Source organism: Candidatus Profftia sp. (ex Adelges kitamiensis), from assembly GCF_020342455.1.
GTDB lineage: Bacteria > Pseudomonadota > Gammaproteobacteria > Enterobacterales > Enterobacteriaceae > Profftia.
Window position 1 is genome coordinate 425,798 of record NZ_CP080506.1, and the last position, 14,437, is coordinate 440,234.

Here is a 14,437-nt window from a genome sequence, read left to right on the forward strand (position 1 = left end):
ATTTATATTAATATAAAACCTAAATTTATAATATAGATATCATCTAATAATAATTATTAGATTAATGATATTTATACCTGAAATACTATTTAATAGGATTATTATAAAATATAATATTATTATAAATATGCTTTGTTAGATAAATAAAATAAAGGTAAGGATATACCCTATTAATATTAATGTTAAGCTATTTATAATATCCTTAAAATAAATTATAATCTATATTCTGGATATAATATAAAGATTATTTTACTATAAAGAATTAATCACTTAGTATATAAAATTAATTTAATCATAAAGATAGTATAATCCTAATAAGATTAATCTTATCCCCAAATAAAATGTACTAATTTAATATTTATGGCTGATAAGGCAATAATATAAAATTAGGGTTATTTATTAATATAAATACTGTAATTATTTAGTTAATAAAATTATGTATAGCTAATAAGTATTTTAGTTTATAACAATAATAATAAAAGTATTTTTATAATATTCTCGTATTCTCATTAGAATATTATTCTAAATCAATAAGTATTTTAGGTGGTTGTATCATTTCAAAGAATAACCAAACTTAGAAAAAGTTATATTTTTAATAAATAACTTGGTAGTACTAAGTACTATATTTATATATTAAAATTATAATTAAGAAATAGTTAAATATATTCAAGAAGATTCTAGAAAGCAGTATCTACTAATCTAAGGATTAGAATATTATCTTTCATTATATAAATATATTATTTATAGTCATTTCAATTAAATAACTTTAATTTAGTTATTCTAAGTAAAAATTATAAGATTTTATATCTTAATTTTTTTTTAAACAAAAATTTATTTATATTAAAATAAATCTCAATATAATTTATGTTAAAAGATAAAATATCCCCCTCTTTATTTTTCTTTCTCTCTGAGAAGGAGATATTTTATATTCAAAGTTATAGTAAATATATATAAAATATTATCTATGTATGAAGTATATTTCTACTTCAATATAGAAGAAATTATCTATATTTAATACAATATATTAAAATATTTTTCCTATTAATATAAAGATTGTGTATATGCTTTGATTACTTATAATAAAATGATAACTAATAGTAATGTTCTTTTAAAAATATTTCTGATACTAAAATATAATTTTAATTAATAATTATAATCCTAAAATTTAATTGATAGTTATTTTGCTTAAATATAAAATATATAAAAAACATCTTATTAATTTTATATCATTCTTAATGAGATTATATTCTCTATATAAACGAATTTATTTTTCCATGTTATATTAACGTAATAACGATGCTTTTTGAAATCTATCCCACCATTCAGTTAAGCTCTTTAAATCATGATTATTTTCAATTTCAGCTCGAAGAGCTAGTAAATCAAAAGCAGCTCGAAATTTAGGTTGATTTATAAGTTTATAAGCACGTTGTCCTCGGTAGTAAAAGAAGTGTCTTTGCATTGACCAAATATCATATACTAAAGTAGTAATGCGTTTTGGAATTACAAGTGTGCGACATTGTTCATTTAAAATATTATGCATAGCTATAACGGAAGACTCATAATTAGTAAAATTATTTTTGTTGTTAATTTCCCCTATTAATTGCATTAAAGGATACCACAACATAACTGCAAATAAAAACGCAGAATTAACTCGCATACCTTTTTGTAAACGATAATCAGTATTTTTTAATACTTTAATGATAATACGTTCTAATGGACTGTCTTTGTTAAGAGTAAAGTGACGTGCAATAATCGGGAATAATAATTGGAATAATTTATATTGACATAGTAGCTTATAAGTAGCAAATCCATAACCAGATTGCAGTAATTTAAGAGACTCTTCAAATAGACGGGATGATGGAATCTCATAAAGAAGTTTAGCTAAATATGGAATAGGTTTAGCGGTTTGTAAACAAATATTCATGTCAAATCTAGCTGCAAATCGTACAGCACGCAGCATACGCACTGGATCTTCCCGGTAACGAGTTTCTGGGTCTCCTATTAAGCAAATTCTTCTTTCTTGTAAATCACGCATACCTCCGGTATAATCACGAATCATAAAATCTGCAATTCCATAATATAAACTATTAATAGTGAAATCTCGACGCTGTGCATCTTCTTCTATATTTCCGTAAACATTATCTCGCAATAACATACCGTGTTGTGTTTGATAAGAGATATTTTCTCTATTGCTGATATGTTCGTGATGACCACGAAAGGTAGATACTTCAATAATCTCTGGGCCAAATATTATATGAGCTAAACGAAAACGTCGGCCAACTAAACGACAATTACGGAATAACTGGAGGATTTGTTCTGGTGTTGCGCTAGTAGTAATATCAAAATCTTTAGGTTGTTTACCGAGTAGCAAATCTCGGACTCCACCTCCAACTAGGTACGCTTCATATCCTGATTTATCAAGACGGTATAAAACTTTTAAGGCGTTCTTACTAATTTTTTGACGCGAAATTTTATGTTCATCGCGCGGGATGATTGTCATTTAATTTAATTCCTACCTTATACGTTTTCTATTTTTTTAGTTGAGAAATTTATAATAAAAGTTTATATAATAGTATTATAATAAGCATATGGATTATTATGTTATATCCATGATACAATCAATTATTAAGTACTATTTATCTTCCCATATTTTATAGTTCTTAATTTAATAGTTTTATATAATACGTATAAAATAACTAAATTATTATGATGAAGTGGGCTATTTAGAATGGTTTTAATAAATTAAGTGTACATATAAAATTTATTTGTATATTTATATAATATATTAAAATGAGGTAATTTTGATGTATTAGTAATTATTAATGGATATATATCGTAGAGCTTTATATAAAACAAGATTTTAATATACTATTATTAAATAGAATTATAGTAAGATCATCCTAACAATTTAATAAGATAGTAGTTTTGTAATATTTTTTATAATACTAAATAGTAGGGGTTTATGCTCTTCTTGATATAACTAGCTAAGAGTTAGTTCCATAAAGATAAAATCTTTACAGCAGTTTGTTATTATTAATAGTATTACAAGTTGTTCTATACTAAATAGAAGTATATTGTAATCCATTTTTATTACTTATTTATTTTAATTTATTAAATCTGACGTCTGTTATTAAATATTTTCGATAATTTTCAGAGATTATCTATATTACAATATAGATAATATTATATAATAAACTATAAAAAATAACCTTTAGCCAAACTGGCTATAGTTTACTTTTTATAAGAGATTAAAAAACTTAACAAGTAATATCTTTATATTTTATCTAGATTTTTTATAAAATTTATTTCATATATCTTTATTATATAAAATAATATAATTGATTTTTTTTAATTTGTAAACTACAGTAATATCAAGACCCTCAATAATTATATAATTTATTGAAGGTCATTAATATAATATTAACCATTCATTTGTTTTTCACGTATTTCAGCTAAAGTTTTGCAATCTATGCAAAGATCAGCTGTTGGTCTTGCTTCTAAACGACGAATGCCAATCTCAATACCACAGCATTTACAGAAGCCAAAATTTTTTGCTTCAATTTTTTTTAGAGTTTGTTCTATTTTTTTTATTAATTTATACTCACGATCACGATTACGTAGTTTTAAACTGAATTCTTCTTCCTGTGCTGCGCGGTCAACTGGATCTGGAAAATTAGAAGATTCGTCTTGTATATTGGATATATTGCGGTCAACTTCTTGATGAAGCTGATTATACCATGCTTTAAGAATTCGTTTAAAATGAAATATCTGTTTTTCATTCATGTATTCTTCTTCTAACTGTTCTTTGTATGGCTCTACTCCAGCAATAGAAAGAATACTTAAGGATGATAGTTTACGATTTTGTCTATTTTGCATATTATGTGTCTCTTAAATTATTAGTATTTTAGAACCTAAAAGGGAAATAAAGCTTTATACAAATTATAGATGTAGTGTAACTTATTAATCATTATTATATATTGTATTATTTTATCATATTGATATATTAATATATGTAGCCATATATTAATTTGTGTATTACTTTTTGTATCAAAAAACATTTTATTGATTTAGGGGTATAGAATAGTTAGTATGGATAGAGCTCTATTTTTATTAAGTTAAAATATGTGCTATAATATATTATTTATACATGAAGCATACAGAATTTTTTAGTAATTTAAAATATTCATCATTACTATGTTATAGTAATACTACTTGGTTAATGTCTTTGTATAATATAACAAAAAGTATTGTACAGTATCTTTTTTACGATATATATAAGTTCTTTTAGATGTTTTTAATCATGTTATGTAATTATTCTAAGAGGAATGTCAAGAAACTTGTTCTAGTAAGGTAATAGATCTGACTTCAATATAGTATTTAAGTATATCTTCTCTTTTCATAATACATTACTATGGATGTTTTTCTTAGTGGTATTAGACCTTAGTACATATTTTATTATAAATAAATAATCTTATATTATCGATTTTTATTACTTCTTATATTAACTTATTATATCGTATAGTATTTACTCAAGTCTAACTTCATAGTTTAGTTCAGATTAGTTCCTAATATTAGATATATATTATATAATATTATTGGATATAGAATAATACTATATATTATCATTGGGTATTGCGCATCCGGTCATTACAATTACATTACTATAATATAGTATACTTTTTCTTTTATTTTACAGTTGAGCATAAGCAAGAAAGTATTTATATTGTTTAATTAAATAATTTTATTAAAGTAAAGAAGCAAAAACACATATTGTCTCTATTTTTTTATATAATTAAATTCACTAAAGTAATATTTAGTTTTTTTACTGTAAAATTCCTAGCTTATAAAAAATTAATTGGGATATTATAATAGTTTGATTATTCAATAAATGATACTATTTTATCTTTTATATTGTTAAAAGCACATACTAACTATTTATTATAGTAAAATAAGGTATAATTATGCTATATATTGAATAATTACTATTTATTTAAGGATAGCATCCTAAATATTAACATTTTAATATCACATTATTTGATATTTACTATATTTAGTAATGTAGATTACATAAAAATATAATATAATTAATATTCATATCTATATAATTATAAATATATTTTTTATTATTCAATAATTTAGTATATTTAGAAATATAAAAGCGAAAGGTATTCAATATGTTCTTTTATTAATTGAGTATTTTAAATCTATTGTTATACATTAAAATATAATTGTATGTAACTTTAATCATTAAAAATTAACATTACATTATGTTTATATAAGTATCTCTTTAAATACCTGTTATGTAACATTTTATATTAATATAGCTCATTAAATCTCTTTTTATAAAAATAGAGATAATGAAATATATTTTAAAATTTAAGATATATTAAATTAAAATATTCTAATGTTAATTTTCTTAAAATTACAATTCAATTTTAATGAAAATAATTTAGTTAGTTTAATTAATTTAGATAATATATAAAGATTATAATAATCATAATTTATATTATATGTTTTATATATTTTTAAAAATATTTTTTACATCTAAAATATGAATATTTTTTCTTAATACTTTGTATTATGATATATCTCATGGTACTTTTAATGCTAATAACTGCTTTGTTATTATTAGTTACTAATGTATTACTATAAATATTTTATGCCCACTTTAAATAATATAAAATTAATAGTGGGTACTCATCACTAGAGATAATATTAATTTATATTTTAATAAGAGATATTATATTAATAGGTAGATATTATAATATCTATAATAGATTATTTCAAGTAAGTACTAATAATTAAATTTATTTATTACTATTAATTATCAATTAATTTTATAGATTTTATTCTGCGGTTTATATATATCCTTTGTAACTATATATTAATAAATAAGTAGTGTTTAATATATATATTATATATAAAAAAATTTTATAACCCATATGAATTTTATAAACTTAGAATATATTTTAGTTATATTAGTTATAAATATCTCATAATAGGTAATTAGTTAGCGATATAACTATATTTTTAAGATAAATACTTAATTTATTGAAGAAAAAATATAATATTTTATTTTATTATCTTTTAAAGATGTAATAATAAAAAAATATATTATTTTAGATAAAATATATTCATCCAATAATGATAATTATTTATCAAATTTTATTTATTAATACACGTTTCTATAGTATTTTTAACTGCTAAATAATTCAGTTTTAAATAAATAAACTATATTCCAATATACTTAGATATTACTAGTTTTTTAAACTATTGCATAATGCTTTAAAATAAATAAAATATACTATTTCTAAGCATATATTCAGTATATGCTACTATTATGTATATTTTTAATCAGTATAAATATATAAAATTAATTACAATGGCTGACAGCCTTATATAACAACTTGCTAACTTAAAAACTAAAATATATTATTTTAGTTTTTAAGTTATTACTAATTTCTAATATTATATTTGCTAATAATTTTCTTAACACCTATTATTATATCACATAGCTAATTAATCGTTGTTATGTTATTTACTATTGATTTTCTCAAAAATGATCTTATTGTTTTACTTTTTTATTTTTTAATTATAGATTTTAATATTTTTTTAGAATTAGCTGGTTTATTTATTAGTTTTACTAAATAACCTTTTAACTATGTATACAACATATAGAATAATTTTATTTAATATATTATTAATCCTGATTATTTTATCTATAATTATATAAATATTTTATTTTCTTTTACAAAGAGTATATTCTAATAATAGAAATTATTTATTTTTAATCATAAAAAAACATAAAATATTAGATATTTATATAAAATAATATTTATAAGTAGGTTCTATTTAAAATAAATTTAGTTAACAATACTACTTTCTATAAAAACATATTATTATTAATATAATTTCAGTTTTTAATCAATCTTCTGATAAAATAATTCATAATTAGTACTATTTTACATATAGATATAATTATTTATTACATAGTATAAATTTTATTTATGATAAAATATATACTATGTAATCCAGGTCTTATGATAAATCTATTGCTAGAATAACTTATATGGTATATATAATAACTATTTAATATTACGTATTAGATTAAATATCTAGAATAATGCCTTAATAAATTATATAAATACATAATACTTAATATTATATAAGTATTAATACATACTAGTTAAGTTACTTATAATTATAGAATATATTAAATTTCGTAATAATTATTATAATTAAATGGTAGTTTTAGTTACATTTATTTATTATTTTTTAATTGAAAATACATAGTAAAAATTGATGTTATTCACTATAAAGGTATTATAGAGCTAATTTTTTAAAATTATATTAATAATCTTTTTAATTTTAATTGTTAGATAGACCTGTATAGGTCTTATTAAGTAGCTATATATTTACAATAAACATCTAACATGTATCAGATTTCATCTGATACAAATCATACTAGGATTTTATATCCTTAATTTATTTAACAATATAGAAATAGTAAGATTATTAAAACCATAGTATTAGTAAAAAAATTATCTGTATATAAGCGGAAATAATTTTATCAAAAGGTTATATGTATTATCTTGAAAAGAAGATATTTAATGAATTTATGCTAAAAAACACCTTTAATACTATACTAATAGTATTTTTACTATACGAATTAATATATTAATAAATAACAAGAATTTTATACTATTTTTTTATTGGAGCCGTAAGACAAACATATACATAAATATAATTATATTACTTTTTAACATAATGATATTACTTCTTAATATAATTATATGAGAATAATATAATTAAGTCGACAGGGTGTCTATCCATTTACCATTAGAAAAAAATGCGGCCCAGCCTGTTGCTTTTCCTTTATACTCTGAAGATATATATTGTTTTTTTGTTTTACGATTAAATCGTACTATTGTTTTATTACCTTTAGGATCTTTTTGTGGAGCATCAGCCATATATACAAATCTTGCAGGTAATCTTCCCCTGAAACGAGCTAGCTCTTCCACTAATGGAGCGCGTGTTTCTCGTGATTTAGGGAAAGTATTTGCTGCTAAGAAAATGCCTGCAGATCCGTCACGTAAAACAAAGTATGCATCTGATTCTATACATTGCAATTCTGGTAATGGAATGGGATCCTCTAATTGAGGAGCTAATTCACCATTACTTAATATTTTACTAGTATTATTACATTCTGTATTGGTACATGCTATATACTTACCAAAACGTCCTATCTTTACTTGCATTTCAGAATGACATTTTTTACATTTAAGAATTAGATCATTATAGTTTTTTATGAAAAATTTACCCTCTTGAATTTTATAACCATTGCAAGTTGGATTATTACCACAAATAAGTAACTTACTACTATTATTCATAAAATAACTATCCATCGCAGTACCGCAAATTACGCAGCGTTTTTTAGCGCGTAGGGCGTTTGTTTCTACATCTTCTCCTTCTAGTATTTCAGATTCAGGTAATAGATTAATTGTATTTTTACATCTTTTTTTGATGGGTGTTATTGTATAACCGGAGCATCCTAAGAATACACCGGTACTTGCAGTACGAATACCCATCTGACGCTTACAAACAGTACAGGAAATATTTGTAATAACCATTTTATTCAGATGCATACCTCCATCTTTTGGATCTTTCTCCGCTATTAACATCTGATTACTAAAATTATGAAAAAAGTTGTCTAGTACATTTTGCCAATTTTTTTTAGCATTTGCTACTTGATCTAAATCATCTTCCATGTGGGCGGTAAAATCATAATTAATTAGCTCTTGGAAATGATTTAGTAAACTATAAGTTACAATTTCTCCCATTTTTTCTGCATAAAAACGACGTTGATAAATACGCACATAACCACGATCTTGAATTGTCGAAATAATTGTTGAATATGTAGATGGACGCCCAATACCACGCTTTTCTAGCTCTTTTACTAAAGACGCTTCATTAAAACGTATTAATGGTTTAGTAAAACATTGACGTGATAATAAGTTTTGTAGTAGTAAATTACTACCTATTTTAATAAACGGTATAATATTTTTTTCATTATTTTTAAGGATCTGAGGTAGTATTTTAGTCCAACCATCAAAACGTAAGGTACGATATTTAGCCTTGAGCATATAATGACCGGCTTGAACTAAAATTGTGGTAGAATCATATTCTGCCGGAGTCATTTGACAAGATATGAACTGATCCCAAATAAGATAGTAAAGTTTCTGCGCATCAGGTCCTATATTTTTTAATTGTTCAAAAGATAGGATATTCATATTAGTCGGGCGAATAGCTTCGTGTGCTTCCTGTGCGTTATTTTGGCTTGCATAAATATAAGGTTCTTTAGGTATGTATTGCGCACCGAAATTTGTAATTATATAATCTCGAACCATATTCATAGCATCTTGACTAAGATTTGTTGAATCAGTGCGCATATAAGTAATATATCCAGTTTCATAAAGACGTTGAGCCAACATCATAGTTTTTTTAACACTAAATCCTAAACGTGTATGCGCTGTTTGCTGTAAAGTAGAAGTAATAAATGGCGCATAAGGTTTACTACTAGTTTTTTTATATACATAATCAGATACAATATAACTTTCTTTTTCTAATTCCTTTAAAGAGATCTGGATCTGCTCGTTATTTATCGGTTTAAATATTTTATTTTTTACATGAGTTACCTGCATTTGTAAAGCGAGTGTATTTTTAATATGTAAATTTGCACGTAATTCCCAATATTCTTCAGGAACAAATTTTTTTATTGCAAATTCTCGATCTACCACTAAACGAACTGCCACGGATTGCACACGTCCTGCGGATAAACCACGAGCAATTTTTTTCCATAATAGCGGAGATATCATATATCCTACTATACGATCCATAAAACGACGAGCTTGCTGTGCATATACTCGATCAATATTTATTTCTCCAGGATTATTAAATGCTTGCTGGATAGATTTTTGTGTAATCTCATTAAATAAGACACGGCTGTAAAGTTTATGTTCACCTCCAATTACTTCACGTAAGTGCCAAGCTATCGCTTCACCTTCCCGGTCTAAGTCGGTTGCAAGATAAATATGGTTAACTTTTTTTGCTAATATTTTTAATTCATCAACAATCTTTTCCTTACCTGGAAGAATCTCGTAGTGTGCTTTCCATCCGTGATAGGGATCAATACCTATACGATTAATAAGTGTTTCCTTTTCATGCTTTTTAATCTTAAGTTTTGCCTTACCTTTAACAGTTGATGTGCTTTTATGATTGAGCAAACCACTAGTTGGTAAATCTCTGATATGACCTATGCTAGATTTTACTATATAGTTTTTACCTAAATATTTACTTATAGTTTTTGCTTTTGCTGGGGATTCAACTATTACAAGAGATTTATCCATAATTATTTTTACCTGAATAAATATTCTATCTCTAGAATCTTTTGCTGACTGCTATCTTAATAACTGATACATAGACTTTGTATTATTATATATTTCTTATAATTTTTTTTAAAAATCATAATACATTATCTTTTATCTAGATATTATAAATATATTACAAAATATAATTAATATTAAAATGTAATACATAATATTAATTTTTTAATAATTTTTGGCTAAATAAATTATATATTTTATATAATTTATGATAATAATCATATATTAATATAGTTAATGGATATATAAAATATATTATTAAGGATCATGTGAGATTTTTAAAAAACCTAAATCTCTAAGTAGAGATATCCCTTCAATTTTATTTATGAATAATAATAAGTTATAATTTATTGTGACAATTTACTCTATCATTAAGTATCCATTAACATCAAAATAAGACTAATTATATTATTATAATTAATATAATTAGTAAAAATAATATACTATATAAGCGATGCTAATATACAGTAATAAAATTTATTATTAAAATAATGTAGACGGTTAAAAAATTACTCTATAATACTATATTAGGGGTTAGATTATAATATCTAGATACTACCTTAGATATGTTAAAAAATTATTTATTCAGTGCACTATATAGAAAATAATAAATATTAAATACTTATTTGATTTTAATTTATTATATAAAAATATTATTTATGCTATGATATTATATATCATATACTAATGGGTATTATTTATAATCTTATTTATTACTCATGTTTTAGTACTTTTATTTAGATTTTTTTACTATTTATAAAATGTAGATTGTTATTAATGATCTAATTTGTATTAAGTATAGTGGATAGTTTAAGTAAGTAATTTATATTACCTCCATCATACAAGGTATCACAGTAGTAGTCTGAATCTAACTAAAAGTAATTTTTATTAGAGAACCCATTTTATTGTTAAAAGATCGTGTCCTATATATTCTAGTATATTTAATATATTAATAAATATAGTGATGATAAATTATTTTATATCTATTTTTTATATAAACCAGATACAACCTTGAAATTTTTTAAAAAATTGTAGCCAAGTAATTACATTTATATATTTTACTGTGTTATAATAGTCTACTTAATTATTAATAATTTAATTAAATATTTTACTTATTTATTACGTTATTTATAAATATGTTTTGCTACTTATATCTGTATCTATACTATCAGGTTATGTAGATATCTTAGTGGTTAATTTTATACTATTATTTCAAGCATATCCTAAAATTTTATTATCAGGATTATACAATAAACATTAATTAGACTAATATAATTCAAATAGTAATCTTTATGTAAAATATTAATAATATAATAATATATCTTTAGATTTTAAGTTAATTTTTCTATTAACTTTATAATTAAGCGCTTAAAATGTATAACTTTATATGTTATATTATTTGTTTTGTATTTTTATTAAATCAAGATATGCATAGATAACTAAGCTTAATTATTCTTTATAAGCAGTTACATTATAGGCAGTATATTACTGCATGTATTATAAAACGTACTAAGAGTTTTATTTCATAAATAATGTATTTGTATATTAAAACTACATGGGTATCTTTACCTATATAACTTCTTATAAGTAGGTATATGGTTGTAATATAATTAAATTAATGAGTTTATTGGTCAGAAAGAATCAATGGCATTGTATTCTATACAAAGATTAATTAATACTCTGTATAGAAATAATTAAATAATATTTATTATAGAATACTTATTCTATAAGAATACGGATATTATTTTATAAAAAATATAATTTACAGTGTAATCTTTAACATCAAATATGTTTTATATATATCACTGTTATTAAGGTGAAAATAAAATCTTAGTATAAGCACATTTATTTAGAGTAATACTCTTTTATTTTTAGATTATCTACTTTTACTTTTAAAAGTAATATTTTTATATTTTAAATAAATAAGTATTCATCTTGTTATTTTTTTATAAATGTATTAATATGAATTAGTAATTTAAAATATTTCGAAAATATAGTTGCAATTTTACTTAACTATAAGCGTAGTTTTTATTTGATGATATCTTATATCGATATTATTAGGTGGGTATAATATCAATTAATTACAATCTATCCCGATAGATATCTAATAATTAACTAAAATACTAATCTATTAAAAAACAATTATTATTTTACTATAGAGTAAATAATATTTTATATTAAAGTAAAATACTAATGTAGAGTTATATACTATAATGATGTTCTATCATTAGTTATATGTTATATTATTTCTATAGTTATTTGTTCCAATAAAATTTACTAGTTTTATTTTTAGGTCGTAACCATTATAAATTATAAAACGTCCTTGACCACCTTGACGACCACTCTAATTTTATATGTACACTCACTTCAATATCACCTCTATTGTATAGATCTCCTATAATATTGATTCAATCAATCTAGGGTATAATTAGTTGTGTAAATTAAATAATTTCTTTTGATAGTTTATGTTTAGTATATAGATAAAGTAAACGTAAAGCTTCTATCTGTTTAGCATATCTATTATTTAAAAAAAATTTATAATCAACATATGTTAAAATACTAAAAATATTATATACTTAATTTTTATTATGATAAAATGTAAATTATTTAAATGTCTTTTATCTCTCTAATGTCTTTATACTATTTTTAATGAAAATATTTAAATAAAAGCAATTATATTTAAGTTTATAAACATATAAGTAGTCCAGTGTTAAAATATTAAGGTTTTCTTTTTTAGATTTAAGTTTACAAGATATATTTTATGTGAGTGTAATATAAAATTATTATATTCTCTCTTTAATTGAGACAGCTTCAATAAAGTTATGCGAGAATTCATAATTATATTAATTATGAATACTAAGTGGTGTTTTTTACCATGATTAGTATTATTTATGTAATAAATATCAAGTAGTCTTTTCTATATGAGCTTTCAAGAATAGATAACCTATATTTAAGTTTAACTCACATCATATCCACGTTTTTCTGCTATTACCCTAATATACTAAAAGTCTTAAGATTATTTCCGTCTATTCTAAAGCTATAAAAATCATGAATGCTCTTCTTCATTATAGAGTGAATAATCTTCTTTTTCATGTATATTGAAACCAATTATTATTATTTTAGTATAAAGGAGAGTTTTTACTGAGTTGATGATAAAATAACCGAAATAATGTATATACTTATTATCAGATATATATTTTACCGAATTTAAAAATTTAAATTTTAATTTAATATAGTTTACGAACTATAAAAGTATTAGATCTTAATATCTTACTTATTTAGTATATTAAAAATATTTCATATAATATTAGGTAGTATAAGGTTATAATTAGTAATTATTTTTTATTAAAAAAATTTTATAAGTAAATATAAACATACCTTTAAAATATAATACTAAATATTACTCTTAAATTTTTTTCATCTACCAATTAATTTAACTATATAATGTTAATTATAGAGCAATAAATATTTTATTAATACAAAGATTGTATTAATAAAATATTATTAATATGAATAGAATTAAAATTCTATGGAGTAATTACAGCATAATGACAGAGGTTATTAATGATATTTTAAAGTAAAATTAATCTGATCTTATTTTTAAATTCATCATAATAAACAAAAAATAGCAAAAATAAACATAAAATATTAGGATTGACAAAAAATATTTTTTATTACTTATATTAATAGTATTTTATCCTTTTATTGAAGTCAAGCTAAATATAGCTTAGTGTTATATTACTATATATTAACTATATATATCTTATACTACATACTATAAGTGTATTAATAACACTTTAAATGCTGAACTTTTATTGTATTCATCGAATGATATAATGAATTTTATTATAATTAAATATTAATTAGTTCTTTTTGTTTTTTATTATTAGTATTTTATACTATATTTTTGTATCTTGTTTTAGATAAAAAATTTATGCATTATTTAGGTTTATAGAATATATTATATTAATTGTTAAAGTAATCATTAGACTTAA

At 21.8% G+C, this 14,437-nt stretch carries 3 protein-coding genes; all 3 read right to left on the reverse strand.

The window, feature by feature from the left end; translation table 11 throughout:
* Positions 1-1,282 precede the first annotated feature (1,282 nt).
* A complete protein-coding gene (gene pcnB / locus K0T98_RS01025) occupies positions 1,283-2,500 on the reverse strand; it encodes a polynucleotide adenylyltransferase PcnB (protein WP_225639560.1) in 1,218 nt (405 codons plus the stop codon).
* A gap of 920 nt (positions 2,501-3,420) precedes the next feature.
* Positions 3,421-3,876: an RNA polymerase-binding protein DksA gene (dksA, locus tag K0T98_RS01030; RefSeq protein ID WP_225639561.1), complete on the reverse strand. Its 456-nt coding sequence runs from the start codon at positions 3,874-3,876 to the stop codon at positions 3,421-3,423.
* Between the two features lie 3,932 nt (positions 3,877-7,808).
* A complete protein-coding gene (topA, locus tag K0T98_RS01035; protein WP_225639562.1) occupies positions 7,809-10,406 on the reverse strand; it encodes a type I DNA topoisomerase in 2,598 nt (865 codons plus the stop codon).
* Between the last annotated feature and the right edge of the window lie 4,031 nt (positions 10,407-14,437).

Excerpts from the sequence above, each read along its gene's own strand:
- pcnB (WP_225639560.1), bottom strand. The coding sequence starts at position 2,500 with ATGACAATCATCCCGCGCGATGAACATAAAATTTCGCGTCAAAAAATT.
- topA (WP_225639562.1), bottom strand. The coding sequence starts at position 10,406 with ATGGATAAATCTCTTGTAATAGTTGAATCCCCAGCAAAAGCAAAAACT.
- dksA (WP_225639561.1), bottom strand. The coding sequence starts at position 3,876 with ATGCAAAATAGACAAAATCGTAAACTATCATCCTTAAGTATTCTTTCT.